General features: G+C 65.9%; 26 protein-coding genes. 17 read left to right on the forward strand and 9 right to left on the reverse strand.

Annotated features, from left to right (window positions below; translation table 11 throughout):
• Nucleotides 1–116 precede the first annotated feature (116 nt).
• The 5 genes from GXN78_RS32370 to GXN78_RS32390 form a co-directional block, all read right to left on the reverse strand.
• A complete protein-coding gene (locus GXN78_RS32370) occupies nucleotides 117–1,070 on the reverse strand; it encodes a quinone oxidoreductase (RefSeq protein WP_106554444.1) in 954 nt (317 codons plus the stop codon).
• A gap of 158 nt (nucleotides 1,071–1,228) precedes the next feature.
• A complete protein-coding gene (locus tag GXN78_RS32375; RefSeq protein ID WP_106554443.1) occupies nucleotides 1,229–2,083 on the reverse strand; it encodes a fumarylacetoacetate hydrolase family protein in 855 nt (284 codons plus the stop codon).
• Between the two features lie 68 nt (nucleotides 2,084–2,151).
• On the reverse strand, nucleotides 2,152–2,727 hold the full coding sequence (locus tag GXN78_RS32380; RefSeq protein ID WP_106554442.1) for a carbon monoxide dehydrogenase subunit G: 576 nt from the start codon (nucleotides 2,725–2,727) through the stop codon (nucleotides 2,152–2,154).
• Between the two features lie 21 nt (nucleotides 2,728–2,748).
• Nucleotides 2,749–3,528 carry an SDR family oxidoreductase gene (locus GXN78_RS32385; RefSeq protein ID WP_106554441.1) on the reverse strand — a complete coding sequence of 260 codons (780 nt, stop codon included), beginning with the start codon at nucleotides 3,526–3,528 and terminating at the stop codon, nucleotides 2,749–2,751.
• A 47-nt stretch (nucleotides 3,529–3,575) separates the two neighbouring features.
• Entirely contained in the window at nucleotides 3,576–4,271 is a 696-nt protein-coding gene (locus GXN78_RS32390; protein ID WP_106554440.1) for a GntR family transcriptional regulator, read from the reverse strand.
• A 167-nt stretch (nucleotides 4,272–4,438) separates the two neighbouring features.
• Here GXN78_RS32390 and GXN78_RS32395 point away from each other — a divergent pair, with 167 nt between their 5' ends.
• The 9 genes from GXN78_RS32395 to GXN78_RS32435 are packed head-to-tail and all read left to right on the forward strand — an operon-like array spanning nucleotide 4,439 to nucleotide 14,806.
• The gene (locus GXN78_RS32395; protein ID WP_164256051.1) at nucleotides 4,439–5,656 is read left to right on the forward strand and encodes an amino acid ABC transporter substrate-binding protein; all 1,218 of its coding nucleotides are present in this window, start codon (nucleotides 4,439–4,441) and stop codon (nucleotides 5,654–5,656) included.
• Nucleotides 5,657–5,682: 26 nt separating this feature from the next.
• The gene (locus GXN78_RS32400) at nucleotides 5,683–6,534 is read left to right on the forward strand and encodes a branched-chain amino acid ABC transporter permease (protein WP_106554438.1); all 852 of its coding nucleotides are present in this window, start codon (nucleotides 5,683–5,685) and stop codon (nucleotides 6,532–6,534) included.
• Nucleotides 6,525–8,315 carry a branched-chain amino acid ABC transporter ATP-binding protein/permease gene (locus GXN78_RS32405; protein WP_106554437.1) on the forward strand — a complete coding sequence of 597 codons (1,791 nt, stop codon included), beginning with the start codon at nucleotides 6,525–6,527 and terminating at the stop codon, nucleotides 8,313–8,315. The genes GXN78_RS32400 and GXN78_RS32405 overlap by 10 nt, the downstream gene beginning before the upstream one ends.
• Complete coding sequence (locus GXN78_RS32410; RefSeq protein ID WP_106554603.1) at nucleotides 8,302–9,042, forward strand: ABC transporter ATP-binding protein; 741 nt, start codon at nucleotides 8,302–8,304, stop codon at nucleotides 9,040–9,042. The genes GXN78_RS32405 and GXN78_RS32410 overlap by 14 nt, the downstream gene beginning before the upstream one ends.
• Nucleotides 9,039–10,250 (forward strand): VOC family protein, encoded by a 1,212-nt coding sequence (locus GXN78_RS32415; RefSeq protein WP_106554436.1) that lies wholly within the window; start codon nucleotides 9,039–9,041, stop codon nucleotides 10,248–10,250. Before GXN78_RS32410 ends, GXN78_RS32415 begins: the two co-directional genes overlap by 4 nt.
• 12 nt (nucleotides 10,251–10,262) lie before the next feature.
• Nucleotides 10,263–12,617: a xanthine dehydrogenase family protein molybdopterin-binding subunit gene (locus GXN78_RS32420; RefSeq protein ID WP_106554435.1), complete on the forward strand. Its 2,355-nt coding sequence runs from the start codon at nucleotides 10,263–10,265 to the stop codon at nucleotides 12,615–12,617.
• Nucleotides 12,614–13,510 carry a fumarylacetoacetate hydrolase family protein gene (locus GXN78_RS32425; RefSeq protein ID WP_106554434.1) on the forward strand — a complete coding sequence of 299 codons (897 nt, stop codon included), beginning with the start codon at nucleotides 12,614–12,616 and terminating at the stop codon, nucleotides 13,508–13,510. Before GXN78_RS32420 ends, GXN78_RS32425 begins: the two co-directional genes overlap by 4 nt.
• A 2-nt stretch (nucleotides 13,511–13,512) precedes the next feature.
• The gene (locus GXN78_RS32430; RefSeq protein WP_106554602.1) at nucleotides 13,513–13,980 is read left to right on the forward strand and encodes a (2Fe-2S)-binding protein; all 468 of its coding nucleotides are present in this window, start codon (nucleotides 13,513–13,515) and stop codon (nucleotides 13,978–13,980) included.
• A 22-nt stretch (nucleotides 13,981–14,002) separates the two neighbouring features.
• Nucleotides 14,003–14,806: a xanthine dehydrogenase family protein subunit M gene (locus tag GXN78_RS32435; RefSeq protein WP_106554433.1), complete on the forward strand. Its 804-nt coding sequence runs from the start codon at nucleotides 14,003–14,005 to the stop codon at nucleotides 14,804–14,806.
• Nucleotides 14,807–14,833: 27 nt separating this feature from the next.
• Here GXN78_RS32435 and GXN78_RS32440 read toward each other — a convergent pair whose 3' ends face one another.
• Nucleotides 14,834–15,769: a LysR family transcriptional regulator gene (locus tag GXN78_RS32440; protein ID WP_106554432.1), complete on the reverse strand. Its 936-nt coding sequence runs from the start codon at nucleotides 15,767–15,769 to the stop codon at nucleotides 14,834–14,836.
• 189 nt (nucleotides 15,770–15,958) lie between these two features.
• Between GXN78_RS32440 and GXN78_RS32445 the strand changes: the two genes are divergently transcribed.
• The 6 genes from GXN78_RS32445 to GXN78_RS32470 are packed head-to-tail and all read left to right on the forward strand — an operon-like array spanning nucleotide 15,959 to nucleotide 21,756.
• Nucleotides 15,959–16,858: a 3-keto-5-aminohexanoate cleavage protein gene (locus GXN78_RS32445; RefSeq protein WP_106554431.1), complete on the forward strand. Its 900-nt coding sequence runs from the start codon at nucleotides 15,959–15,961 to the stop codon at nucleotides 16,856–16,858.
• Between the two features lie 37 nt (nucleotides 16,859–16,895).
• A complete protein-coding gene (locus GXN78_RS32450; RefSeq protein WP_164256055.1) occupies nucleotides 16,896–17,855 on the forward strand; it encodes a tripartite tricarboxylate transporter substrate binding protein in 960 nt (319 codons plus the stop codon).
• 10 nt (nucleotides 17,856–17,865) lie between these two features.
• Nucleotides 17,866–18,873, forward strand: a complete 1,008-nt coding sequence (locus tag GXN78_RS32455) for a 3-hydroxyacyl-CoA dehydrogenase NAD-binding domain-containing protein (protein WP_164256057.1) — start codon at nucleotides 17,866–17,868, stop codon at nucleotides 18,871–18,873.
• The gene (locus GXN78_RS32460; RefSeq protein ID WP_106554428.1) at nucleotides 18,870–19,691 is read left to right on the forward strand and encodes a crotonase/enoyl-CoA hydratase family protein; all 822 of its coding nucleotides are present in this window, start codon (nucleotides 18,870–18,872) and stop codon (nucleotides 19,689–19,691) included. Before GXN78_RS32455 ends, GXN78_RS32460 begins: the two co-directional genes overlap by 4 nt.
• Nucleotides 19,692–19,750: 59 nt before the next feature.
• Nucleotides 19,751–21,286: an AMP-binding protein gene (locus GXN78_RS32465; protein ID WP_164256060.1), complete on the forward strand. Its 1,536-nt coding sequence runs from the start codon at nucleotides 19,751–19,753 to the stop codon at nucleotides 21,284–21,286.
• Nucleotides 21,283–21,756 carry a thioesterase family protein gene (locus tag GXN78_RS32470; protein WP_106554426.1) on the forward strand — a complete coding sequence of 158 codons (474 nt, stop codon included), beginning with the start codon at nucleotides 21,283–21,285 and terminating at the stop codon, nucleotides 21,754–21,756. Before GXN78_RS32465 ends, GXN78_RS32470 begins: the two co-directional genes overlap by 4 nt.
• On the opposite strand, the gene GXN78_RS32475 is transcribed toward GXN78_RS32470, so the two are convergent.
• Nucleotides 21,720–22,628 carry a LysR family transcriptional regulator gene (locus GXN78_RS32475; RefSeq protein WP_106554425.1) on the reverse strand — a complete coding sequence of 303 codons (909 nt, stop codon included), beginning with the start codon at nucleotides 22,626–22,628 and terminating at the stop codon, nucleotides 21,720–21,722. The genes GXN78_RS32470 and GXN78_RS32475 overlap by 37 nt on opposite strands.
• A gap of 99 nt (nucleotides 22,629–22,727) precedes the next feature.
• Here GXN78_RS32475 and GXN78_RS32480 point away from each other — a divergent pair, with 99 nt between their 5' ends.
• Both GXN78_RS32480 and GXN78_RS32485 read left to right on the forward strand, forming a co-directional pair.
• Entirely contained in the window at nucleotides 22,728–23,615 is an 888-nt protein-coding gene (locus GXN78_RS32480) for a pirin family protein (RefSeq protein ID WP_106554424.1), read from the forward strand.
• A 63-nt stretch (nucleotides 23,616–23,678) separates the two neighbouring features.
• Complete coding sequence (locus tag GXN78_RS32485; RefSeq protein WP_106554423.1) at nucleotides 23,679–24,107, forward strand: DoxX family protein; 429 nt, start codon at nucleotides 23,679–23,681, stop codon at nucleotides 24,105–24,107.
• Nucleotides 24,108–24,109: 2 nt separating this feature from the next.
• Here GXN78_RS32485 and GXN78_RS32490 read toward each other — a convergent pair whose 3' ends face one another.
• Entirely contained in the window at nucleotides 24,110–25,057 is a 948-nt protein-coding gene (locus tag GXN78_RS32490) for a VOC family protein (protein WP_164256063.1), read from the reverse strand.
• Nucleotides 25,058–25,142: 85 nt separating this feature from the next.
• Entirely contained in the window at nucleotides 25,143–25,718 is a 576-nt protein-coding gene (locus tag GXN78_RS32495; protein WP_106554421.1) for a malonic semialdehyde reductase, read from the reverse strand.
• Nucleotides 25,719–25,879 lie beyond the last annotated feature (161 nt).

Raw genomic sequence — 25,879 nt, forward strand, 5'->3', positions numbered from 1 at the left:
GGCGGCCTTCTCCGCCACCATGATCGTTGGCGCGTTCGTGTTGCACGAAGGCCGCGCGACAGACCTTCCTGGCGGATCTGCGCCTGGTGCTCCTGCAGTCCGGATAGAGCGGCCTCTCAGGGCACCAGGACGGCCGAGCCCGAGCGACGACGAGCGGCAATGTCTTCATGCGCACGCGCCGCCTCCGACAGTGGATAGCGCGTGATGTCGATCTGCCCGAAGGTGCCGGCTCGAAGCGCCTGGAACACCGCGGTCGTCGCCTCGACGAGTGCGTCACCCTTCAGATGCTGCGCCATCGGGCCGCCGAGCACCTTGACGCCCCGGGCTGCGAGCGAGGGCGCATCGATGTCGGGGGCGCCCGAGGCCGCACCGATGTTGACGATCGTGCCCCCGTCGCGAACGGACTCCTTCGATGCCGCAAAGGTCGCCTTTCCGACGAATTCGTAGACGACGTCGACGCCTTGCGGCGCGATCCTGAGAATCTGCGCCGAAAGGTCCTTGTCGCTCGAGACCAGTGCGTGGTCCACGTCGGCCCGCAGGGCGTCGCGCTTGTTCGAGCCGGCAGTACCGATGACCGTGGCACCTCTGGCCTTGGCCCATCGCGCGAGCAACAGGCCGACGCTGCTGGATGCGCCTTGCACCAGGATCGTCTCGCCGGCCTGCAGCCGATGGAAGCCGTTGAGGGCGGCCCAGGCGGTCAGGCCCTTGGTCAGCACGGTGGCCGCCTGTTCCGTCGAGACGTCCTCGGGCAGCCTCACCAGCGCCTCGGCCTCGATCAACCGATGGGCCGCATAGCTGCCCGGCGACAGGAAATAGGCCACACGGTCGCCCGCTGCAAACTTCTCGACGCCAGGACCGACGGCTTCGACGACACCGGCGCCTTCGACGCCCGGGACCGAAGGCAATGCCACCGGATAGATCCCTTGGCGGAAGATCGTATCGATGAAGTTGACGCCGATGGCGTCGTGACGCAGACGTACCTGGCCGGGGCCCGGCTCGCCGACGGACTGACGCTCCACCCGGAGGACCTCGGGTCCGCCGTGCGCGTGAAAACGAATGACTGTGCTCATTGCTGACTCTCTGGTTGGGTTTCAGATCACTGCCAGCAGGCCGCCATCGTTGGCGAGCTGCATACCCGAAGATTAGGGTTCCTCAATCTATCGGACAAGCCTCTTTGTCTAGATGGTTCATATCGAACAAGACGATAGAACAGCCAGTCGTCGCGGCCTCAGTTACCATCCACGACCGGGTTGGAAAGCAGGCCCACGCCTTCGACTTCCACCTCGCACACGTCGCCGGCCTTCATGAAGATCGGCGGCTTGCGGGCAAGGCCGACGCCGGCAGGCGTGCCGCTGATGATGATGTCGCCGGGCTGGAGCGCGAACGGCTCGGAGCAGACGGAGACCAGCGTTGCGACGTCGAAGATCATGTCGCGCGTATTGGCGTCCTGCAGCACCTGGCCATTGAGACGTGTCTGCAGCCTGAGGCCCGCCGCACCTTGCGGCAGTTCGTCGGCCGTCACGAACTCGGGCCCGAAGGAGCCCGAGCGATCGAAGTTCTTGCCCATCATCCATTGAGCCGACTTGGTCTGGTAGTCGCGGATGGAGCCATCGTTGAACACCGAATAGCCGGCCACGTGCTCCAGCGCGCCCGCCTTGTCGATGTAGCGGCCGGCCTTGCCGATCACGACGACCAGTTCGCCTTCGTAGTCGAACTGCGTCGACACGTGCGGTCGCACGAGCGCCTCGCCGTGGGCCACCCAGGAACTGGGGAACCGGTGGAACAGCACGGGATACTTCGGCGGCTCGAAGCTGCTCTCGGCCGCGTGGTCGACATAGTTGAGGCCGACAGCGATGGCCTTGGCCGGCGCGTGAACGGGCGGGAGCCACGCGATGTCAGAAATGTGCGTGCGCGTGCGGGCCTTGGCCCCGGCGAGCCTGGCGGCCTCCATGCCCGTGGGGCCCAGGCGCAGCAACGCATCCAGCGTGGGCGGCAAGCCCTCCGCCGTGAGGTTGACGACGTCCTGGTCGAGGCGCAGGCCGAGCGCCGGCTGGCCGTTGCTGCTGAAAGCTAAGAGTCGCATGGTGTGTTGCCTGTGAAGGGGAAAAAGGGGTGAGACGCTTGCTGTCCGGTGCTTGCCGAACAAGTGTTCTATCGAGTCATGACGTAGATGGCGGCGAGCACCAGGAGCGCGCCGATCGTCCACCACGCGGGCCCGAAGCTTCTGCCTGCCGGCACGGATGGACTGTCGCCAGTGGTGGCCTCGGCGGTAGTGGCGGGAACTTGCGGTCCCCGCAGCCGTGTCGCGAACGCCTTGAAGAAGTCCTCGGTGATCTTGGCCGCCGTGGCGTCGATCAGGCGCGAGCCGACCTGCGCCATCTTGCCGCCGACCGTGGCCCGTGCGCTGTACTTGAGTCGTGTCTGCTCGCCTTCGGCGACGAGCGCGACGTCTGCGGAACCCTTGCCGAAGCCCGCGACGCCACCTTGCCCATCGAAGTTGATGGTGTAGCCGTTCGGCGCGCGGATGTTCGTCATCTGCAGGTTGCCCTTGAAGCGTGCGCTGACGGGGCCGATCTTCAGCGCCAGCACGGCGGCGAACGCATCGTCGCCGGTGCGTACCAGCGATTCGCAGCCGGCGATGCAGGACTTCAGCGTTTCCGGGTCGTTCAACGCGGCCCAGGTGGTGCCGAGCGGGGAGGGGATGAGTCGTTCGCCTTGGAGTTCCATGATCGGTTTGGGTTGGGGTGGTCAGAGGAGTCCGTGGTACGAGCCGCCATCGATCTGAAGGTTTTGCCCCGAGATGAAACTCGCCTGCGCGCTGCACAGGTAGGCGCAGGCATCACCGAACTCCTGCGGTGTCCCGAATCGCTTGGCCGCAATCGAGTCCGCGATCTGGGCGCGTGCCTCGGCCAGGGTGATGCCTTGTGCGCGCATCATCTGCTCGGCCATGAAGCGTTGGCGGTCGGTGTCGATCCGCTCGGGGAGCAGGTTGTTGATCGTGACGTTGTCCACGGCCACTTCGATCGACAGCGACTTGCTGAAGGCGGTGAGGCCGGCGCGCGCGCCGGTGGAAAGCGCCATCGAAGGGCGGGGCGATTTCACCATCGCGGAGGTGATGTTGACGATGCGGCCGAACCTGCGGGCGCGCATGCCCGGAATCAGCGCGCGGATGAGCAGGGCGGGCGCCAGCATGTTCGCCTCCAGGGCATCGAGCCATTGCGCGTGATGCCAGTCCTCGAGCCTGCCCGGCGGAGGCCCGGCATTGTTGTTGACCAGGATGTCGGCCTCTGGGCAGGCGGCCACGAGGGCTTCGCGGCCTGCGTCGGTCTTGATATCGGCGCCGACGAAATGGACGCGTCCGCCGGTGTCGCGCGCGATGGCTGCGGCCGCCCGTCGCGCCTTGTTCTCGTCGCGCCCGTTGATCCAGACGTCGCAACCCTCGCGCGCCAGCGCGGTGGCGCAGGCCAGGCCCAGGCCCTGCGTCGATGCGCAAACGATGGCCTTGCGTCCCGCAATACCAAGATCCATGGGATCCTCCGATCGGTTGATGTCGCCTGCGCGCAGGCGTTGCCGCGCTAGGGCTTCGGCGGCGGTTCCGGAAGACAGAAGCCCGCCTCCAGACAAACGCGCGTGGTCTCTTCGTAGTGCTTGGACAGGAGGGCCGTGGCCCGCTCGACGTCGCGCGACAAGGCGGCATCCACCAGGCGCTTGTGCTCGCGGTCCGGGTCCTTGTGGACACGCCGCTTGAGATAGGCGAGACGCCGATACAGTTCGGCGGCATCGTGAAGCGATTGGCACATTTCCAGCAGCAGGGGGCTGTCGCACGCGCTCACCAGCGCGGCGTGAAAGGCCGCATGCGCCTCGGCATAGGCCTCGTTGCGCAGCTCGGGCACTTCGGGCATCTGGATCGGCGTGTTGGCCAGGCGGTGGTGCGCTGCCAGCAGCGCTGCCTCCCACTCGACGCCGCCGAGCTCGATCGAGCGCTTGAGCGCCAGGGACTCGATGGACACCCGCACGAAGGTCAGGTCCTTCAGCTCGGCGGCAGTCATCGAGGCGACGGCGAATCCGAGTTGCGGCTGGGTCTTGACCAGCTTGTCGCCTGCGAGGCGTGACAAAGCCTCGCGCACGATGTTCAGGCTGACGTCGTAGTCCGCTGCCATGGCCGCGAGCTTGAGGCGTTGGCCGACCTCCAGCCGTCCGCCGAGGATGTCGGAGCGGACACGCTGATAGATGTCATCCGCCATCGTCTTGGAGCTGCCGGTCCTTGCCATGCGGCGAAGTATACACGTTCAAAAAGAGATATGAATTTCAAAGATACAAAGGATTTTCAAAAAGTTCTTTACAGCCCGATCCGATGTCCAGATACTCCCGATCCAAGAGCGCTGCATGCTGGAGCGCGCCTTCGAGATCGAAGACCCCCCTTTCCAAAGGAGACAAGATGACCCACCCCGCGCCCGATACGCAGCGCCGCAAAGTCCTAGGCGGCATCGCCGGCGGACTCGTCCTGGGCCTGCACGCGGCCAACACTCGTGCGGCGCCTGCCGGCAAGCCGATCCGCATCGGCAGCACGCTGTCCTTGACCGGCCCCTTGGCGCAGACCGCGCTGCTTCACCGGATTGCCGGCGAGTCCTACATCGACATCGCCAACGCGGGCAATGGCCTTCTTGGCCGCCCGGTCGAATGGGTGCTGCTCGACGATCAATCGAAGCCCGAGGTCACTCGCAGCCTCTACGAGAAGCTGATCACTTCGGACAAGGTCGACCTGGTGGTCGGCCCCTACGGCACCAACTCGATCCTCGCGGCCATGGGCGTCGCCCAGCGCCATGGAAAGATCTTCATTCAGGGCAGCCTGGGTATTCCCAAACTCGGCACCTACGACATGCAGTTTCCGGCGGCGCCTTTCGGCCCCAATCCGGAAAAGGATTACCCGCTCGCGATCCTCGATTGCGTGCAGTCCCTCCCATCTCCGCCCAAGAGCGTGACGGTCATCACCAGCAAGTTTCCGTCGGCGCAGTTCATGGCGGAGGGCATGCGCGAGGCCGCCAGGCAGCGCAAGCTGCAGGTGCCGCTCTACCTCGAGTACGAGTTCGGCACGCGCGACTTCGCGTCGATCGCTGCACGCGTCAAGGACGCCAACGCGGATTTCCTGTGGGTCGGCGCACTCGGCGTGGAGGGCAACCAGCTGCTCGAGGCGCTCAAGAAGCTCGACTACGCGCCCAAGCTGCACTACTACCTCTACCCGTCGCCCGGCCCCTTGCTCGCGCTGCCCGAGGCGAAGAATGCGCTGGCGCATACCTTCTTCGAGGATCATCCGCCCTTCTCCAACCGTGATGGCGTGCCGAAGCTTTCGCCCATGTACCGCGCCCGGGCCAGCAAGGCGGGCGTGCAGTACACGCAGCTCGATGCCCAGGCGACGGGCACGTACAACGTGTTCTCGCTGCTCGGGCACGCGGTCGAAGCAACCAAGAGTCTCGATGACAAGACGCTGGCCCAGTGGCTCAAGAAGAACACGGTCGACGGCGTCTTCGGGCCCCAGAGCTTCGACGGGCCCTTCAATCACGGCCCCGGCCGCATGCTGACAAAGCAGGTGCAGAACGGCAAGTGGGTGGTGGTGTGGCCGCGCGAGGTGGCGGGCGCCCCCCTCGTTGCTTCCTGAGCAAGCCGCAACGATCGGACGCGGCAATGCCCAGTCTCACCTTGGTCGGCCAGGCCCTGCTCTCGGGGCTTCTGGCAGGCGGTCTCTACGGTTTGCTCGGCCTTGGCCTGAGCCTCAGTTGGGGCCTGCTTCGGCTCGTCAACATCGCGCACTTCGCGCTCGCGTTCCTGGGCGCCTACGTCACCTACCAGTTCGGCAGCGTGCTGCACCTGAACCTTGCCGTGTCCCTGCTGGTCATCCTGCCCTGCTTCTTCGGCTTCGGCGTGGGGCTGCACTGGCTCTTCAAGCGTTTCGACGTCGGCGAGTTCGGCTCCCTGCTCGTGACTTTCGGGGTGGCCGTGCTGATCGAGACCCTGATCCAGTGGTTCTGGACTGCGGACTTTCGTCGCTTCGAGACGCCGTACGGCAGTGCCTCGTTTCGCTTGGGCGCGATCTTCGTGCCCTCGCTGGAGCTTGCCGCCTTTGCGGCCGCGGCGGTTCTGGCGACCACCGCCTGGCTGTGGCTGAACAAGACCTACGTCGGAAAAGCCTTGCGCGCCAGCGCAGAGGACCACCAGGTCGCGGCCGCCTTCGGCATCGATCACCGCAGGCTCTCCTACGTTCTCTCGGGACTCTGCTCGGCCTGCGCCGGCATCGCCGGCGTCTTCATCGCGTTGATCTCCACGCTGGCGCCATCCCAGATCTGGGCCTGGCTGGGCGTGGTGTTCGCCGTCGTGATCATCGGGCGTCTGGGGAACCCGCTCGGCGCCTTCATTGCCGGCGTCCTCATCGGCGCCTGCGAGGGCCTGGCCATGGCGGTCCTCAGTCCGGCGTGGGCGCCCGTGGTGGCGTTCTCGATCCTCATCGTCATTCTTCTATGGCAACCCAAATGGCTGTGAACGCGCTGCACCCTCGCGCCCTCGGCGGAATCGTCCTTGCTTTCGCCGCGCTGGCAACGCTGCCGTCGGTGGGCCTGCCGGCGTTCTACGACTCCTTCTTCTACGTGCTGTTCTTCTGGATCTCGCTGGCGACGAGCTGGGCGATCCTCAGCGGCTTTGCGGGCTACTTCAGCCTGGGCCATGCGGCCTTCCTGGGGGCTGGCATGTACACCAGCGCGACGCTGGCCACCAAGTTCGGCTGGCCGTTCCTGACGACCATCCCGGCGGCGGGAGTCGTCGCCGCGCTGCTGGGTTGCGGCATCGGCGCGCTGGTGTTCCGCCTGCCGCGGCTACGCGGCGAGCTCTTCGCGCTGATGACACTGGCGGTGACCTTCGTCCTGGCGACCGTGATCCTGAACACGCCGATCGATGGCGGGCCGGGCGTCTATCTCTCGGGGGTCCCGGTCCCGAGAATCGTCGAATCCGAAAGCGGGTCCGTCTACCTGATGGGGCTGGCCATGTGCGTGGCGACCCTGCTCATCGCGTGGCGGATCTCGCGCTCGCGATTCGGCCTGGGGCTCTATGCCATCAGCGACGACGAGGACGTGGCCGAGGTCAAGGGCGTGCCCACCTTTCGCTACAAGATGAGCGCGTTCGCCCTGTCGGCAGGGATCGCGGGCGCGGTCGGCGGCATCCACGCGATCTACGTGGGCTTCGTGACGGTCGGCGAAACCTTCGGCATCGCCGTGCCGCTCAGCGTGGTCCTGATGAGCGTGCTGGGCGGCGCGCGGCATTGGCTGGGGCCGGCCGTGGGCGCAACGCTCATCACGGTGGCGCTGTTTGGCTTCGCGAGCACCGGGTTGAGCATCGTCGGGCGGGCTGTCGTCGCGATCATGCTCATCGTCGCGATGCTCTGCCTGCGGGAAGGGATCGTGCCGAGCCTGTTGCGGCGCCTGCGCCCCGGCGCCGGCCAGGGTGCGATCGGCACAGCCACGCCGAAGGGGGCAAGCGCCGAGCGGCCGTACGCAATGCCTGCAACTGCCGACGTGGCACCTGCCAGGCCCGCGGCCTCCGCGCGCGTGGTGCTCAGCGTGGAGGATGTGCACAAGTCCTTCGGCGGCTTGCAAGCCCTGCGCGGAGTGAACCTGGAGGTCTACGAGGGAGAGATCCTCGGCCTGATCGGACCGAACGGCTGCGGCAAGACCACGCTGATCAACATGATCACCGGCCATCTGAGCCTCACGAGCGGCTCGGTCAAGATCGATGGTGAAACGATCAGCGGCTTGCCGGCGCACCTGATCGCCCGTCGCGGCATCGCGCGTACCTACCAGATCCCGCGTCCCTTCGCCCACCTGACCACGTTGGAGAACGTGGAACTGTGCGCCCAGTTCGGCGGACGGGAAGCCGATTCGTATCGGCAGGACGCGCTGCATTGGCTGGCGTTCTGCGATCTCACGCATCGCGCGCATGCGCTGCCGGCCGACCTCAACCTGCGCGAAAGAAAGGTGCTCGAGCTCGCACGTGCCCTGGCCGCGCGGCCCCGGGTGCTGCTGCTCGACGAGGTGATGTCCGGACTGAACCCTTCGGAGGTGGACACCGCCATACGGCTCGTGCGGCAGATCCGTGCCCAGGGAACCAGCATCGTCTTCGTGGAGCACCTGATGCGCGCGGTCGTGCAGCTGTCGGACCGGGTGGCGGTCATGAACGAGGGAACGCTGCTCACCGCCGGGCGGCCCGAGGAAGTCATGCGCGACGAGCGGGTTGTCGGCATCTATTTTGGGCACGACCATGCAGCTGCTTGAAGCGCGCAACCTCCACGTCGGCTACGGAGATGCGACCGCTGTCTGGGATGTGTCGATCGACGTGGCGGAAGCGTCGATCGTGACCGTCATCGGGCCGAACGGCGCGGGCAAGAGCACCCTGATCAACGCGATTTCCGGCATGCTGCCGTACAAGGCTGGAACGCTGCGCTTCGGCGGCAGCGACATGGCCGGCGCGCCGCCGCACGCCTTCTGCGAGCGAGGCATCGCCCTCATTCCTGAGGGCAGGCGTCTTTTCACCACGATGACGGTTGAAGAGAACCTCGATATCGGCTGCTACCGCCCGTTCGCACGCGAACGGCGCACGCGTTCGCTCGAAGCCGTCTACAGCCGCTTCCCCGTGCTCAGGCAGAAGCGCCATCAGCCCGCCGGTCAACTGTCCGGCGGCCAGCAGCAGATGGTCGCGATAGGGCGAGCGCTGATGGCCTGCCCCCGCCTGATGCTGTTCGACGAGCCTTCGCTCGGCCTCGCGCCCTCCATCGTGAAGGAGATGTTCGCGGTCATACGCGACATCCGGCGCGAGGGCGTCGCGGTTCTGCTGGTCGAGCAGAACGTGCAACAGTCGATGGATATCGCCGATTCGGCCTATGTGCTGGAGCACGGCCACGTCGTCTCGTCCGGCCTGCCGCAAGACCTGCTGCGCGAGACGCACATCCAGCAGGCTTACCTGGGCATCGACAACAACGCAAGCGACAGGAGTCACGCATGAAGGCGCAACGCTATGACGTCGGCGGCATTCTTTATCCACGGCCCTTCCGCGTGCGCAGGCTGGGACATTTCGGCTTCAACCTGAGCTCGCTGGACGCCGGCCTGGATTTCTACGGGCGCCTGCTCGGCTTCCGGCTGACCGACGAGGCCAGGCTGAGCCGCCTGCTCCCGGATACACCGGCGAACGTGGAGGACGACCGGCTGTTCTTCATGACGCACAACACCGACCACCACGCCTTTCTTCTTGCGCACCGCTCGCTGGGCGCGCTGTTCGGAGACGACGCGGCATCGAGGGACATCACGCTATCCCAGATCACCTGGCAGGTCGGTACGCTGGAGGAAGTCGTGCACGCGGTCGACTTCTTCGACCAGGGCGGCGTCGACATCCGGCGCAGCGGGCGCGACATGCCCGGCAGCAACTGGCACGTGTACGTGCGCGACCCCGACGGCCACACGGTCGAGCTCTACTACGGCATGGAGCAGGTGGGCCTGAACGGTCGAAGCAAGCCCTCGCAGATGTACTACCGCCGCTTTCTCGAGACGCCGCCACTGCCCCAGATGTCCGACATCGCCGAGGCGGCCGATGCACAGGAACGCGGCATCGACCTGCTGTCCGGCTACCAGATCCGCGATCTCGCGGCAGGCAAGGACTTCAACGTCGGTGGGGTGCTGCTGCCGCGCCCCTTCAAGATCACCAAGATCGGACCGGCAGCGCTCTTCGTGGCCGACGTCGAGGCGTCGACGGCCTTCTACCGCGACACCATGGGATTCACCGTCACCGAAGTCGTCGAATGGCGCGGGCACCGCTGCGTCTTCATGCGTCACGGCAACGAGCATCACAGCCTGAAGCTCTTTCCGCGCGCAGCACGGCCCGAGCTGGGGTTGTCGGAACACACGAGCTGCATGTCGATGGGTTTGCAAGTCGGCACCTATCGCCAGCTTCGCGACGCCGTGGACTGGCTCGGGCAGCAGGGCGTGCGTTTTGTCGAGATTCCGCCGGAACTCAGTCCGGGCATCGACTACTGCGCGCACTTTCTCGATCCGGAGGGCCACTGCCTGCAGCTCTACTACTACATGGAGCAGGTGGGGTGGGAAGGCCGGGTCCGCACGGCCGGACAGCGCAGGGTGCCCACGACGCCATGGCCCGAGGCGCTGGAGCCCCTGGCCGACACCTATGTGGATCAGGTGTTTCAAGGACCGCTCGGATAAGCGAGGTGACAAATGGATAACTACGGCATCGGACAACCGGTATCCCGCTTCGAAGACCCGCGCCTGCTGCGCGGCAAAGGGCGATTCGTCGACGACGAGAACCTGCCGGGGCAGGCGCACGCGTTCCTGCTTCGCTCGCCCTACGCGCACGCCGTCATCCGCTCCATGGACTGCACCACGGCCAGGGCCGCGCCGGGCGTTGTCGGCGTCTACACCGGCGAGGACCTGGCGCGCGACGGCATGGGAACGATGAAGGTCACGCTTCCCAGGAAGCGGCCGGACGGGTCACCCGTTTTCGCGAAGCCCCACCTCGGCCTGAGTACCGGGCATGTGAAGCACGTCGGAGACCCTGTCGTGCTGATCGTCGCCGAGACCCTTCTCCAGGCGCGCGATGCGGCGGAGCTGGTCGAGATCCACTACGACCCGCTTCCTTCGGTGACCGACACCGCGCAGACGGTGGCGCCCGGCGCGCCGCGGGTGTGGGACGAGTGCCCCGACAACATCTCGAACGTCTTCCAGGCCGGCAATGCGGCCGAGACGGACGCGGCGTTCGCCAAGGCGGCAAGGGTCGTCAAGCGACGCTATACCATCAGCCGCGTCTACGCCCACTACATGCAGCCGCGCGGCGTGCTCGCCAGCTACGACGAAGGAGACGAGCGCTACACCATCTGGGCGGACGTGCAGTATCCGCACAGGGTGCGCAACGCGCTGGCGGAGAGCATCTTCAAGATCCCGGAGCACCGGATCCGGGTGATCGCCAACGACATCGGGGGCGGCTTCGGAACCAAGGGCTGGCAGTACCCGGAGCATCGCCTGATTCCCTGGGCCGCCCGCAAGCTCGGACGGCCCGTCAAGTGGACCTGCGAGCGAAGCGAGGCCATCCTCGCCGACGAGCATGCGCGCGACAACATCAGCAATGCAGAGCTGGCGCTGGACGGCGAGGGCCGCATCCTGGCGCTCAGGGTGAGCACGCTTGCCAACGTCGGTGCCTACATTTCGTCCGATCGGAACCTGCTCGCGACCTTCGTGAACGTGCATACGCTGTCGAGCGTCTACGCCATCCCGGCAGCGCACGTCGAGGTGACCTGCGCCATGTCGAACTCCAACGCCACTGCGCCCTATCGCGGGGCGGGCCGTCCGGAATCGATCTATGTGATGGAACGGCTGCTCGACGATGCCGCGCGCGAGATCGGCATGGACCGTGTCGAACTGCGCCGCCGCAACATCATCCCGCCGACGGCCATGCCCTATCGAAACCCTTTCGGCGCGGTCTACGACTGCGGAGAGTTCGGGCGTGGCATGGAGCAGGCGCTGGAGGCTTCGGGCTACGCGCGTTTCGAAGAACGACGGGCCGAAGCGCGCCGGCGCGGCATGCTGCGCGGCATCGGGATCGCCAACGCGATCGAGCGGGCGGCCTCGCCCAACCAGCTCGAGTTTGCCGAGATCCGTTTCATGCCCAGTGGTAGCGCGCTTGTCCTCGTCGGCACCAAGAACATGGGGCAGGGCCATGAAACGATGTACAAGCAGATCGTCCACGAACGATTGGGCCTCGCGCCGTTCGACGTGCAGTTCATCGACGGCGACACCGACCGGGTCGCCTTCGGCATGGGCACCAATGGCTCGCGCTCCACGGCGATCGGCGGCACCGCGCTGTGGCGCGCAGCCGGCCGCATCGTCGAGAAGGGCAGGAAGATCGCTTCGCACCTGCTCGAGGCTGCCGCGGAGGATCTCGAGTTCACCGCTGGCGAGTTCGTGGTTGCAGGGACGGACCGCAAGATCTCGCTCAAGGAAGTGGCGAAGGCGGCCTTCGTCGTGCCGCGCCTGCCGCAGGGCATGGAAGGGGGCTTGTACGAGACCGCGACCTTTGTTCCTTCTGCCGACACCTGGCCCAATGGAACGCACGTCTGCGAGGTCGAGGTCGATCCGTTGACGGGCCAGGTCCAGGTGCTGGACTACCTGGTGGTCGACGATGTCGGCACGATGGTCAACCCGACCGGCGTGAAGGGCCAGATCCATGGCGGGGTGGCGCAAGGACTGGGGCAGGCGCTCATGGAGCAGGTGGCCTATGACCCCGAGTCGGGCCAATTGCTTTCCGGCAGCTTCATGGACTACGCCATGCCGCGCGCCGGCGACATGCCACCCATTCGCGTCGAGAGCAATGCGGTCCCGACGGCGCTGAATCCCCTGGGGGCCAAGGGCGCCGGCGAGGCCGGCACGGTGGGGTCGATACCGGCCGTCATGAATGCGGTCATCGACGCCTTGGCGCCGCTGGGCGTCACCACCTTGGAGATGCCCGCCACGAGCCAGAAAGTGTGGGCAGCGATTCGTGCAGCCAGAGGAAGCGCCACGACAGGAGGCAAGCCATGAGCGTACTGGACGGTCCGCGCCGCGAGATCCGCAGGGTGACAATCGCAGGCAGCGCCTACTGGGCGGAGCCGGTGGAGGGTGGGCTGAGGCTGGCAGATGGCCGGGTGGTCGAGGAGGGCAACGTGCGCTACCTGCCACCTTGCGCGCCTTCTAAGATTCTTTGCGTCCATACCAACTTCCGCAGCCGAATCTACGAGTTCTCGGGCCAGTCCACCGCACCGCCGGCGCCGACCTACTTTCAGAAGCCGGTGACTGCGCTCAATGCGCACGGCGGCGAACTGGTGCGCCCCGAGGGCAGCCGGTATCTCAACTACGAAGGCGAGATCGCGGCGGTGATCGGCCGGCCGACCCGCAACGTCCTCCCGGAGGAGGTGTGGGATCACCTTGCCGGCTTTGCGGTCTCCAACGACGTGGGGCTGCAGGACATGCGCGACACGGACGGCGGTTCGATGCTGCGCGTCAAGGGCCAGGACGGCTTCTGCCCCCTTGGGCCAGGCCTGGTCAGTGGCATCGACATCCGGCAGTCCGTGATCCGCTCTTTCCGCAACGGCGTGCTCGTCCAGGAGGGCGCGGTGGCGGAGATGATCTTCGGCATCGATGAACTGGTCGCTGATCTCGCCCGCCACATCACCCTGATGCCGGGCGACATCGTGCTGACCGGCACGCCGGCGAATTCCAGGCCGCTGGACATCGGCGACCTGATCGAGGTCGAGGTGACGGGGCTCGGCCGACTCGCCAACCGCGTCGTCGCCGCTCCGGCCCCGCGCGCTGGCGTCGGGCACCAGCCCACGGACAGCGACGAGGCACGTCGCGTGGCACTCGGAAACGACGAGCGGCTGCCCGAGGCCATCAGGGCGGCGAGCCTTGCACCATCCACGAGAGTTTCTCCATGAACATGACCACCATCGCGCTCAAGGTCAATGGCCACGACAAGGCCGTGACCGTCGACCCACGTACGCTCCTGGTCCAGGTGATTCGCGACCACCTCGGATTGACCGGGACCCATGTCGGCTGCGACACCGCCCAATGCGGATGCTGCACCGTGCACCTCGATGGACGCGCGGTGAAATCCTGCTCCATGCTGGCGCTTCAGGCGCAGGGCGGAGAAGTCACCACCATCGAGGGCATCTCGAGCGGCGAAGCGCTGCACCCCATGCAGCAGGCCTTTCGCGAGTGCCATGGCTTGCAATGCGGCTACTGCACGCCCGGCATGGTGATGTCGGCCATTCAGCTTCTGAAACACCATCCGAAGCCGACCGAAGAGCAGGTGCGCGAGGGGCTGGAGGGCAACATCTGCCGTTGCACCGGCTATGAAAACATCGTGCGCTCGGTGCAGCGCGCGGCCGGGCAACTGCCCGACTAGCCGCATCGGAGAAGGAGACCTCATGTACGCCTTCGACTATCAGCGCCCCGGCACGACCGGGGAGGCACTCGCTGCTTTCAGCGGGGATGCCAACTTTCTGGCCGGCGGCCAGAGTCTCGTGCAGGCGATGAAGCTGCGGATGGCCAATGTGCCGCTGCTGATCGATCTGGGCGGCATTCCCGAACTGCGCGCGATCTCGGTGACGGCTGACGCGGTGGCGATCGGCGCCATGACCCGGCATGCGGAGGTGGCGCATTCCGCCGAAGTGCAGGCCGCGATTCCCGCGCTGGCCGGGCTGGCCGGTGGCATCGCAGACCCGATGGTGCGAAACATGGGAACGCTGGGCGGCTCGCTGGCCAATGCGGATCCGGCAGCCTGCTATCCGGCGGCCGCTCTGGGGCTCGGCGCAACGATCCGAACCGACCGCCGGAGCATCCCCGCGGACGACTTCTTCGTCGGGCTCTACCAGACGCTGCTGGAGCCCGGGGAGTTGATCGTCTCCGTGAGCTTTCCGCGGGTCGAGCGGGCCGGCTATGTGAAGTTCAAGCATCCCGCGTCGCGCTTTGCGGTCGTCGGTGCGTTCGTATCGAAGGGCAGGGGCGGAATTCGGGTCGCCATCAACGGCGCCAAGGCCTGCGTGTTTCGGGCGACCGAGATCGAGCGTGCGCTGGCCAAGGACTTCACTCCGCAGGCGGCCGCCTCGGTGGAGCTCGGGTCGGAAGACATGTTCTCGGACATGTTCGCAGGCGCCGAGTATCGGGCCGCGCTCGTGAGCGTGATGGCTTCGCGTGCCGTCGAGCAGGCGCTGCCGCAGGATCGACCGTAGACCTCCGGGCCGCCGAGAAGCTGCGAGCTACGCCTTGAGCGCTCGCTTGTTTGCCGCTTCGGCGCCGAACCAATCGCCCGCGGCCAACGCGCCTTCGATCGTCTTCATGACGATGCGCCGACCTTCGCGCACGGCCTGCGAGTGATGACGTGCCCGATTCTCGAACAGCGCCCAGGTGATGTAGCTGTTCTGCAGCGCGCACCAGCTGATGGCGTGTGCCAACGGGTGTTCCACCAGCGCGCAGGCGGGGACGACCGTGAAGCCGATGCTCTGACGCGCGCTCTCGATGCACAGGTTCAGGGTATCGGTTTCCACGGCGACGCGCAGCACGAGGCCGCGCCGCGCCAGACCGTGTTCGACGAAGCGGCGCACGGCATTCGGGCGGCCGGGGAGTACCAGGCGCAGGCTCTCGAGCTCGGACAGCGCTATTGGCTGGTCCGCCCGCAGCGCTGCGCTGAGGGGGCCGACAAGCACCAAAGGCTCTCGAATCAAGGGCGTCTGGCGATAGCCTTGGGCGGACGCGGCATCGAATGGAAGGATGCAGAGATCGAGCAGACCGTCGAGCATGTCGTCCCGCAGGCGATCGCTGAGGCCTTCGACCACGCGCAGCGAGATCGCGGGGCACTGCTGCACGAGCGTAGCGACGAATTTCGAAGTGAACACGCGTTGCCATGAGGCGGCGATGCCCACTGACAGGACGCCGGCCGCCTTGTCGCCGACTTCTTCCTTGATCAGGGCGAACTGGCGCAAGAGCGGCCGTGCCCGCTCGCACAGCAGCAGGCCTGCATCAGTCGGCCGCACGCCGCTTTGGGCGCGAACGAAGAGCTTTGCGCCCATCTCCTCTTCCAGGCGGGCGATGTGGCGAGACAGTGCGGGCTGCGACAGCTGCAGGTCCAGCGCGGCCTTGTTGATGCTGCCCAACTCGGCCACGCGAAGCAGGTATTCGAGCAGTTGTGATTCCATCGTTGAAGAGCGCGCGTGGGCCAGACGGGCAACTGTAGTGGGGGAGCAATATTGCCTCAATCGGACCACGTTATCCAGATTGCGGATGACAGGCATCCGTCGCGTAGCGATTCCCGACCGCGGCTCGCGTGCCTACATTCAACCCATGGAAGCAACGCGATTCGCATGCGCATGGATGGAGACACAACCTTGAACAAACCAAAAGTCATCGTGACGGTGGCGCCGACCGGCGGCATGGCGCTGAAGGCGCAGAACCCACATCTGCCCACCCAGCCCGACGAGATCGCCGAGGATGTCTACCATTGCTACAACGCCGGCGCGAGCGTCGCGGCGCTGCATGCACGGCGCCCTGACGGAGAGGCCACTTGCGATGCGCAGACCTATGCGCGCATCAACGCGCTGATTCGCGAAAAGTGCAACGTGGTGCTCAACAACTCCACCGGAGGAGGCGTGCATGGCGACATGCTGCGCCAGCTCGACAATGGCCTGTGGGAGCTGGATTTCGAGCAGCGGCTCAAGGGCATGGAGGCCCAGCCCGTCAAGCCGGAGATGTGCACGCTGGATGCGCATACGGTTTGCGCGAGCTTCGGTGGCAAGGAAATCCTGGTGACCACCACGCCGCGCCGTTCACGCCAGCTTGCCGAGATGATGAAGGCGCGTGGCATCAAGCCCGAGTGGGAGGTATTCAGTCTTGCTCACATCCTTCAGGACGTGAGCACCCTCATCGAAGAGGGCCTCGACGAGGCGCCTTACTTCATCAATATGGTGCTGGGCGGCCATCGTGCCTTTCAAGGCGGCCTGCCCTATACGCCGAAGATTCTGCAGATGCTGGTCGAACACCTTCCGGCGAAGTCGATCTTCAACGTGAGCGCGATCGGTGCGGCACAGCTACCTGCGACGACGCACGCCATCCTGCTGGGTGGCCATGTGCGAGTGGGTCTTGAGGACAACCTGAGCTATGCCCAGGGTGAGCCGGCCACCAATGTGGCTCTGGTCGAACGCATGGTGCGCATCGTGCGCGAGCTTGGATTCGAACCCGCCACGCCGCAGGAAGCGCGCGAGATCATGGGTCTTGCCGCGATGCGCTGACTTGGGTCCCGCACCGCCGACACCGAGGAGACAACGAATGCAAAGACGGACCTTTCTCACGAGTACCGCCATCGCGGCGTCAGCCATTGCCGGTGCGCCGGCCTTTGCGCAGCCACGGCCAATGACCATCTTCGTGCCTTACCCGCCCGGAGGCACGACCGACATGACCGCGCGCGCCATCGGCGAATCGATCACCGAGCGCACAGGCTTGCCAGTGGTCGTCGACAACCGGCCAGGCGGCGGTGGCCAGATCGCCTACGGCGCGATGCGCCAAGTCGCCGCCGACGTGCCGGTCGTGCTGGTCGGCGACTATGGGACCTTCGGCAGCAACGCCTTTCTCTACAAGAAATTCAACCACGATCCGTTGACGGACCTGCAGGCGCTGACCACCACTGTCGCATTTCCGATGGTCCTCTACGTACCGAAGAGTCATCCGGCCAATTCGGTCAAGGAACTCGTGACTCTTTCCAGGGCCAAGCCGCAAACGTATGCGTCGCAGGGCAACGGCAGCGGCGGCCATCTGGTGGGTGAGATGTTTCGCGGTGCCACCGGCGCCGATCTCAGCCACGTGCCCTATCGGGGCTCGGCGCCGGCAGCGCAGGATGCGATGGCCGCGCAGGTAGACATGCTGTTCGACGGCGTCGCCGCCGGAGCGCAGCATGTCAAGGCCGGACGGCTCAAGGCGCTCATGGTGGCCGGTCCCGACCGCGCAGCGCTGCTGCCAGGTGTACCCGCGAGCGTCGAACTCGGGCTGCCGGACGTTCAGATGACGGCCTGGTTCGCCGCCGCGACACGCGCCGAAGCGCCACCGGCCTTGGTGCAGAAGCTGCATGAGCACGTGGCCCGCGCCTTCCAGACTCCGAAGATCGCCACGCGCTTTCAGGAACTCGGCTACGACACGATGATCATGTCGCCAGCTCAGTTCGCCGCGTTCATGAAGAAGGAGAGCGCGCGCTGGGCCAAGGTGATCAAGACGTACCAGATTTCGGTGGACTGAGCAGATGGGAATGAGCGAGCACCCAGTGATCCGCAAGGCGCCCGGCGAGACTCGCAGCGTGGCGGTCATCGGCACGGGCTCGGTGGGCGCCGGCTGGGCGGCCTTGTTCCTGGCGCACGGTTTGGAGGTCGTCGCCTTCGATCCGGCTCCGGGCGCCGAGAAGCGCGCACGCGAGATGGTCGTCGAGGCCTGGCCGTCGCTGCGTGCGCTCGGTCGTACCGATCGTGAAACCGCGCCGCTGCACTCCATGCGCTTTGCGCGCAGTGCGGCGGAAGCTGCCCAGGCCGCCGATGTGGTGCAGGAGAACGTCTCCGAGCGCCCCGCGCTCAAGGCGGCGGTGCTCGCGGAGATCGATGGCGCTGCTGGCCCGGAGAAGATCATCCTGTCCAGCACCGGAGGCATGACACCCTCCGAGATGCAACGCAACTGCCGGCATCCAGGTCGCCTGGTCGTGATGCACCCCTTCAATCCGGCGCACCTGGTGCCGCTGGTGGAAGTGGTGGGTGGCGAAGCGACCGACGGTGCTGTCGTCGACTGGGCCATGGCGTTCGCGCTTCGCCTGGGCAAGCACCCGATCCGGCTCGCGGGAGAGGCGGCGGGGCATCTGACCAACCGCCTGCAGTTCGCGCTGCTGCGCGAGGCGGTCGCCTGTTTGCTGCAGGGCGTGGCAAGCGCCAGCGACATCGACGCTGCTGTGCGTCATGGCCTCGCGCCGCGCTGGGCTCTCATGGGCGGCCTGCTGACATTCCATCTCGCGGGAGGCGGGGGCGGCACGCGCGCAATCCTCGCGCATGCGGGCGGGGCGATCGAGAAGTGGTGGGAACCCGGCGAGACGCCGGTGCTCACGCCGGAGGTGATCGACCGCCTGTCCGCCGCCGGCGACGAGGTCGCTCGCGGGCATGCGGCGGCCGACTGGATTCGCTGGCGCGACGCCGGCCTCGTACAGGTCCTGCAACTCCAGCAGGCGATGGAAGAGACCGCACCTGCGGTCGGCGAACACAAGGAGATCGAGACATGATTTCGTCCACCGACACTTCGGCCATCGACTGGCCCTCGCCCCTGCCTGATTGTCTGCAGGCCCGCCGCCACGGGTCGATCGTGCAGCTCACGCTCAACCGTCCCGCCAAGCGCAACTGCCTGAGCGACGAACTGGTGATCGGGCTGCAGGCATTCTTCAGCGTGATGCCGCGGGACGTCAAAGGTGTGGTGATACACGGCGCAGGCGATTGCTTCTGCTCGGGGCTCGACCTCAACGAGCTGAAGGAGACAGGCACGCAGGAAGGCATGCAGACCTCGATCATCGGCCAGCGCCTCAATGACACGGTCCAGTTCTGCAGGGTACCTGTCGTCGCCGTGCTGCACGGCGCCGTCATCGGCGGCGGGCTCGAACTGGCGGCTGCTGCACATGTGCGCATCGCCGAACCGAGTGCGTTCTATGCACTGCCGGAGGGCACGCGCGGCATCTTTCTGGGCTCTGGCGGATCGGTGCGGCTACCGCGGCTCATCGGGACGGCCGCGGTCATGGACATGATGTTGTCCGGCCGTGTCTACGAGGCGCAAGAGGCGCACGACCGGCTTCGTCTCACGCAGTATCTGGTGGGCGAGGGGGAGGGCGTGGCCCAGGGCCTGGCGATCGCACAGAAGATCGCTGCCAATGCGCCCATGGCCAATTTCGCGATCATCCAGGGCTTGCCGCGCATCGCCGATCAGGACGCCACAACCGGCCTTTTCTCCGAGCTTCTGATGGCCACGGTGGCGCAGAACGAGGAAGAAGCCAAGGAGCGGCTGCGCAACTTCATCGAACGCAAGGCCGACAAGGTCGCACGGCCGCAATGACGCCGAGCGCAACCCCTTCGCTGCCGGCCCTGGCCGACGCTCGCACGCTGGGCGATGTGATGAGACGGAACGCAGCGCAGTGGCCCGAGAAAACGGCGTTCTCCACCCTCGATGGCCGGACGCTCGGCTTCGGCACTTTCGATCGCCGCGTGAATCAGTGCAACCATGTGATGCAGGCGCTGGGCCTGCGCCCCGGCGCACGGGTTGCCGTCCTGTCGCGCAACAGGGTCGAGGTGGTGCAGGCCTTCGGTCTTACCAAGTCAGGTCTGGTGGTGGTGCCGCTGAACTGGCGGATCGCACCGGCGGAGGTCGTCAAAATCCTGCGGCACTGCGCGCCCGACGCACTGATCGTCGACGCGCACGGGCAAAAGCTGGTGGAGCCACTGCGCGGGCAACTGCCGGAGGGGCTCCAACTGCTGAGTTTCGATGCCGCCCAATCCGGGTGGCGGCTACTTGCAGACCTCATGGATTCGGCGCCGGAGGACGAGGATCCTTCGTGGCAGGCCGCGACGCAAGAAATAGCCTGCATCGTCTACACCAGCGGCACCACCGGAACGCCAAAGGGCGCGGCACTCACGCATGATGGCCTGCTCGACAACGCGCGCACCGCCGCCGCGGACATGCTCGGTCTCGACCCCACGGATCAAGTCATGGCCGTGATGCCCTTGTTCCACGTCGGTGGCATGTGGTACCACCTGTTCCCCTGCTTCGCCGCAGGCTGCAGCATCCTGCTGCTCAGCGACTTCGACGCCGGCGTCGTGTTGCGCGAACTGCAGGATCGGCGCATCACGAACGTGCATCTGGTACCGACCATGATCGCGGCGCTGCTCGATCATCCCGACGCCGCGCACGCTGATCTCGGTGCCGTGCGGATGCTTTTCTACGCTGCCTCATCCATGCCGCCGCAGCTGTTGCGCCGCGCCATGGAGCGCTTTCCTTCCTGCGGCTTTGCGCAGGGCTACGGAGCCACCGAAACCGGGGTGCTGACCGTGCTCGGGCCCGAGGACCACCGCCGCGCTCGCGACTCGGCGAACGAGTCCTTGCTGGCGTCATGCGGGCGACCGTTTTCGCAGCGCGAGATGCGCGTTGTGGACGATGAGGGCCGGCCGCTGCCCATCGGTGCGGTGGGTGAGATCCAGGTCCGCAGCGCCGGTCGGATGCGCGGCTATTGGCAGGACGCCCAGGCCACGGACCGCGTACTACACGACGGCTGGCTTCGCACCGGCGACCTGGGGCGGCGCGACGACGATGGCTACTACTACATCGTCGATCGGCGCAACGACATGATCGTCACCGGCGGCGAGAACGTGTACCCGAACGAGGTCGAGGCAGCGCTATTCGCCGACCCGGACGTGCAGGAGGCTTCGGTCTTCGGGCTGCCCGACCCGCACTGGGTCGAAAAGGTGGCGGCCGCCATCGTGCTGCGCCCGGGCGCCGCGTGCGATCCGCAGGCACTGCTGCAGCGGCTGCGCACGCGGCTCGCGCCATACAAGTGCCCGAAGACGATTTTCCTCACCGATGCGTTGCCGAAGAATCCGGTCGGCAAGGTGCTGCGCAAGGCGCTGCGCGAGCGCTACGAAGGAGAACCGCGATGAGCAGCCGGGGCATCTTCGAAAAAACCGCGCCCATCCGCTTCTCGCATTGCGATCCGGCCGGCATCGTCTACTACCCGCGCTACCTGGTGCTGACGCAATGGCTGGTCGAGGACTGGTTCAATGAAGCTTTGGGCATCGGGTTCGCCGACTTCATTGGCCGGCGCAGTCTTGGCCTTCCGGTTGCCACACTGCGCTACGACTTCGTGGAGCCGGCTCGCCAGGGCGACGCGCTCTGCTTGCGGCTGTCGGTACTGCGGCTGGGCCGGCGTTCATTCACTGTTTCGATCGAGGGCGAGGTGGGCGGTCGACTCAAGTTGCGGGCGGAGCAAGTACTCGTGACGACTTCGCTTGCCACCGAGCGCGCGATCGACATACCAGACGACCTGCGTGCTGCGGTGGAGCGCTTCGGCGTAGCCGGCAGCCCCCAAGCCCGTCAAGGCCGAGCTGCCGATTCCGTCTGCTTGAGCTGATCCAAGAACCAGCGCCCCGCCGGTCCCGGCGGCAAGTCCTTGCGATAGACGGCAAGCATCGCGATCGGTGGCGTGCTCGGCTGAAAGTTCTCGACCTGGATCGCCACCAGCGCACCGGAATCCAGATCGTTGTGAACCATCGCAAGGGGCATGTGTCCCCATCCGAAACCGGCCCGCAGGAACGCATGCTTCGCGCCAAGATCGGCCAGTCGCCAGGTCAACGGCGAGAAAACGCCATAGCTCTTGCCATCGCTCAGCGAGCTGCGATCGGTCAGGACCAGCTGCACATGCTGCTCGAGTTCACGCTGCCGAATCAGGCCTTTGCGTCGCGCAAGCGGATGCGCGGGGCCCGTCACCGTGACCATCGCCACGTCGAGCAGCTTTTCGGCGTCGACGGCATCAGGCACGACAGGCATCGATCCGATGATGCCGATTCGGCAGGCGCCTTGGAGCACGGGCTGCACCACGGCGCCCAGCGCTTCGACGTAGAGGCGCAATGGCGTATGGGGGAATGCCGCGCGGAACAACCCGACCGCGATCGTCAGGGACTCCATGGGATACATCACGTCCACGACGACCGACAGCTCGGGCTCCAGGCCTTCGGCGATGGTCCGCGCCTTTGCCTTGAAGCCGTCCATGCCGCTGACCACCAACCGGGCTTCGGCGAGCAGGGCGGTGCCTTGCTCGGTCAGCACCGGGTATCGCGCAGCCCTGTCGAACAACTGGACGTCGATCTGCGCTTCCAGGTTGGCGAGGGTCTGGCTCACGACGGACTGAGCCCGGCGCAGCTTGCGGCCCGCGGCCGAAAAGCTTCCTTCATCGGCCGCTGCAATGAAGGTCCGCAGCTGGTCCATGGATACGCCGTCAAGCATCTATCGCTCCTGTAGATGGATCAGATCGAAAGATATAGGCTTCCGCTGGAGAAGTCCAACTTTTAACCTTCGGGCATCTCATCACTCGAAGGAATGTGCATGGAGCACACGGCAATTGGAGGCCGGCAAGCGCCGGTTCGCTCGGCGCAAGCGCCCGACCTCCCGGTTCTCGATCACCGGGCCATCGTGGCGCGCACCCGGGGCCGTGGCCACGGACCGGTCACCAGGGTCCTGAGCCCTTCGGACATCGGCGAGTTCATCAAGCCCTTCGTCTTCCTCGACTACTTCGACTTCATGCCGACCGGCGACGCATTGTTCCCGATGCATCCCCATTCCGGCATTGCCACGATCACCGTCCTGCTCTCCGGCGACCTGCGCTATGAAGACACCACCGGCGCCTCGGGCGTGCTGTCGGGCGGCAGTGTCGAATGGATGCGGGCCGGCAACGGCGTCTGGCATGACGCAAGTCCAACCGGCCGCAGCCGGTTTCGCGGCTATCAGGTCTGGGTCGCGCTGCCGAGGGAACTGGAAAACGGTGAGCCGCAAAGCCAGTACCTTCCGGCTCGAAGCGTGCCGCACAAGGGCCCGGCGCGTGTCGTGCTGGGGGGCTTCGAAGGCGTCCATAGCCGCGTGGCGGCGCCGGCCGGCATGAACCTTCTTCACGTCCGCTTGTCCTCGGGCGAGCGCTGGCGCTACGAGCCGCCGGCTGGGCACACGGTGGCGTGGACCCATGTCAACGAAGGCGCCCTGCTCGTCTCGGCCGAGCGTCTGCAGGATGAACTCGTCGTATTCGAGCGGTCGGAGGACGCGCTTGAATTCACTGCGGAAGGCGACACCGATTTCATCGTCGGGTCGGCAGTGGAGCATCCGCACGACCTTGTGATGGGCTACTACTCCGTGCACACATCCACCGAAGCCCTCGGGCGTGGAGAGGCGGAGATCGCTCGAATCGGCAGACAGCTTCGTGTCGACGGCCGCATCCGTTGATCGCGGCGCTCGACCCCTCTTTCCCCTGGCAGTTTTTCGTTCACCAACCCTTAGGACCACACCATGAACACGACTTCTTCAAACAACACGACCGCACTCCCGCTCGTCGGGCGAATCCTCCTGGCCGCCATCTTCGTCATCAGCAGCCTGGGCAAGATCGCGGCGCCTGAAGGTACGCAGGGCTATATCGCATCCGTCGGACTGCCGGCTCCTGTGCTGAGCTACATCGCTGCCGTCGTCATTGAACTGGGCGGCGGTGTCCTGTTGCTGGTGGGCTACCGCACGCGACTTGTCGCAGCCGGCCTCGCGCTGTTCTCGATTGCGTCCGCTCTCATCTTCCATCACGCACTGGCCGATCAGAACCAGCTCTTCCACTTCCTCAAGAATCTTGCGATGGCCGGCGGATTGATCCAGGTCGTTGCATACGGCGCCGGTGCTTACAGCCTGGACAACAGGAGCCGGAAGTCCGTTCGCGGCCCGGTCGCACAGTAAGCTCAAGTTTCGCGCGTCTGCTGGAAGAATGTATGGGGCACTTCGGGGCCCCATGCCCACAACTGATCGTGCGTCCCTTCCACAGTCGTGGCCGGGACGCTGCTGTCATACACATCGCCATCGGCATAGTGCTCGACCCGGAAGCCGTCGGGGTCCCACCAATAGCCGAACACCTGGCTGCCCAGGACGTGGCGGCCGACGCCCCAATGCGGCCTGTGCTCCGCCCCTTTCATCCATTCGTGTCCCATGAACACCGTGTCGATGTCCTGGACCTCGAAGGCAATATGGTGAACGCTCGGCGAGGCAGCCTGTGTGATCAGCAAGGTATGGTGATCGCAGGGCGTCCTGCCGCGATCGCAGCGCATGAAGAACCCGACGAAGTCGTCTTTCGATCCGGGCACGAGCATGGCGTCCGAAACGATCATCCCCAGATTTCGAACAGCCCAGTCCTTGGCAGCGACGGGGTCCGGCACGCCCAAGACGACGTGGCCAAGCCGCAGCACTTGTGCGGGAACGCGTGCTGGTCTTTGCGCAGCGTTGAAGCGCGCCTTGCGCAGCCCCTCATTGATCACCAGCGGCGCCTCGATGGGCAGGGGCGCGGCGTCGGCAATGCCATGGACGAGCTCGAGCTTGATCCCACCAGGCAAGAAGACTTCGACGACCTGGCCGCCGCCCGGGCGGTCCAGATCGTGGATCGTTGACGCTCCGTCGATCTGTGTCGCGCGCGCGAGGTCCTCGGCGCTCTCGACTTCCAGGCCGAAGGCCTTCAGCGACGGGGCATCGGATTTCTCGGCGACATAGACATAGGGCGCTGGGAGCGCTCCCCTGAGATAGGCCGACTCGCCCTGCCAGGCTACCGGCGCGAGGCCGAAGTCCTCCATGAACCGGCTTGTCTTGGCAGGGTCGCTCACCCCGTAGACCACGTACTTGGCGCCGCGGACCTTGATCATCGTGTCTCCTTCAATCATTCAAGCGCGCCGTCTTCGGCACTCGCTAAAAAAAGTGTGTGCTGCAAGCGCTGCCCGGCGCGTGACGCTAGAGCAGCGAGCAGGCCTTCTCGAAAGAAAACCGCGGGTTGCGGGGAAAGATCTTCGACCGATCGCCCCTGCCGAGCGTGCAGATGAAGTTCGTCCGGACCGTCGAGCCGGCCCAGAACGCTTCGTTCACCTTGTTGCCATCGAATCCGCTCATGGGGCCGCAGTCGAGTCCGAGCGCCCGGGCCGCGATGATCAGATAGGCGCCCTGGAGACTGGAGTTTCGAAACGCGGTGCTTTCTATCAGTGCGGGTTGATTGACAAACCAGCTCCTGGCGTCCGCGTGCGGAAACAGCGCCGGCAGTTCGTCGTGAAAGCGCATATCCATGCCGATGATGACGGTGACCGGCGCCTGCCGGACCTTCTCCGAATTGCCCGGGCTCACGCACTCGATGAGGCGTCGGCGGGCTTCGGCGCTGCGGACGAACGCGAAGCGCGCGGGGGAGGAGTTGGCCGAGGTCGGGCCCCACTTCAACGTGGCGTAGAGCCGGCGAAGCGTGTCGTCGCTCACGGGCTCGTCGAGATAGCCGTTCTGCGATCGCGCATCGGTGAATATCTGCTCAACGGTCAGCGTCATCTGCACTCCATGTCGGCGGGGTCAAGGGGGTTTGGATGCCGCAATTGCACCTGCGTGGAATCGCCGGCGCAATAAAGCGACGTCAATACCTGCATCAGCTTTGCCGTAGAGCGGCGCTGACCAGTATCACGCCCGGGCAATCGGAACATTCGCCGGAGTGG

It is taken from the genome of Variovorax sp. WS11, from assembly GCF_010499245.1.
In the GTDB taxonomy this organism is placed as follows: Bacteria; Pseudomonadota; Gammaproteobacteria; order Burkholderiales; family Burkholderiaceae_C; genus Variovorax.

Coding starts and splice junctions, on each gene's coding strand:
- GXN78_RS32370 (WP_106554444.1), bottom strand. CDS start 1,070: ATGAGCACAGTCATTCGTTTTCACGCGCACGGCGGACCCGAGGTCCTC.
- GXN78_RS32375 (WP_106554443.1), bottom strand. CDS start 2,083: ATGCGACTCTTAGCTTTCAGCAGCAACGGCCAGCCGGCGCTCGGCCTG.
- GXN78_RS32380 (WP_106554442.1), bottom strand. CDS start 2,727: ATGGAACTCCAAGGCGAACGACTCATCCCCTCCCCGCTCGGCACCACC.
- GXN78_RS32385 (WP_106554441.1), bottom strand. CDS start 3,528: ATGGATCTTGGTATTGCGGGACGCAAGGCCATCGTTTGCGCATCGACG.
- GXN78_RS32390 (WP_106554440.1), bottom strand. CDS start 4,271: ATGGCAAGGACCGGCAGCTCCAAGACGATGGCGGATGACATCTATCAG.
- GXN78_RS32395 (WP_164256051.1), top strand. CDS start 4,439: ATGACCCACCCCGCGCCCGATACGCAGCGCCGCAAAGTCCTAGGCGGC.
- GXN78_RS32400 (WP_106554438.1), top strand. CDS start 5,683: ATGCCCAGTCTCACCTTGGTCGGCCAGGCCCTGCTCTCGGGGCTTCTG.
- GXN78_RS32405 (WP_106554437.1), top strand. CDS start 6,525: ATGGCTGTGAACGCGCTGCACCCTCGCGCCCTCGGCGGAATCGTCCTT.
- GXN78_RS32410 (WP_106554603.1), top strand. CDS start 8,302: ATGCAGCTGCTTGAAGCGCGCAACCTCCACGTCGGCTACGGAGATGCG.
- GXN78_RS32415 (WP_106554436.1), top strand. CDS start 9,039: ATGAAGGCGCAACGCTATGACGTCGGCGGCATTCTTTATCCACGGCCC.
- GXN78_RS32420 (WP_106554435.1), top strand. CDS start 10,263: ATGGATAACTACGGCATCGGACAACCGGTATCCCGCTTCGAAGACCCG.
- GXN78_RS32425 (WP_106554434.1), top strand. CDS start 12,614: ATGAGCGTACTGGACGGTCCGCGCCGCGAGATCCGCAGGGTGACAATC.
- GXN78_RS32430 (WP_106554602.1), top strand. CDS start 13,513: ATGACCACCATCGCGCTCAAGGTCAATGGCCACGACAAGGCCGTGACC.
- GXN78_RS32435 (WP_106554433.1), top strand. CDS start 14,003: ATGTACGCCTTCGACTATCAGCGCCCCGGCACGACCGGGGAGGCACTC.
- GXN78_RS32440 (WP_106554432.1), bottom strand. CDS start 15,769: ATGGAATCACAACTGCTCGAATACCTGCTTCGCGTGGCCGAGTTGGGC.
- GXN78_RS32450 (WP_164256055.1), top strand. CDS start 16,896: ATGCAAAGACGGACCTTTCTCACGAGTACCGCCATCGCGGCGTCAGCC.
- GXN78_RS32455 (WP_164256057.1), top strand. CDS start 17,866: ATGAGCGAGCACCCAGTGATCCGCAAGGCGCCCGGCGAGACTCGCAGC.
- GXN78_RS32460 (WP_106554428.1), top strand. CDS start 18,870: ATGATTTCGTCCACCGACACTTCGGCCATCGACTGGCCCTCGCCCCTG.
- GXN78_RS32465 (WP_164256060.1), top strand. CDS start 19,751: ATGAGACGGAACGCAGCGCAGTGGCCCGAGAAAACGGCGTTCTCCACC.
- GXN78_RS32470 (WP_106554426.1), top strand. CDS start 21,283: ATGAGCAGCCGGGGCATCTTCGAAAAAACCGCGCCCATCCGCTTCTCG.
- GXN78_RS32475 (WP_106554425.1), bottom strand. CDS start 22,628: ATGCTTGACGGCGTATCCATGGACCAGCTGCGGACCTTCATTGCAGCG.
- GXN78_RS32480 (WP_106554424.1), top strand. CDS start 22,728: ATGGAGCACACGGCAATTGGAGGCCGGCAAGCGCCGGTTCGCTCGGCG.
- GXN78_RS32485 (WP_106554423.1), top strand. CDS start 23,679: ATGAACACGACTTCTTCAAACAACACGACCGCACTCCCGCTCGTCGGG.
- GXN78_RS32490 (WP_164256063.1), bottom strand. CDS start 25,057: ATGATCAAGGTCCGCGGCGCCAAGTACGTGGTCTACGGGGTGAGCGAC.
- GXN78_RS32495 (WP_106554421.1), bottom strand. CDS start 25,718: ATGACGCTGACCGTTGAGCAGATATTCACCGATGCGCGATCGCAGAAC.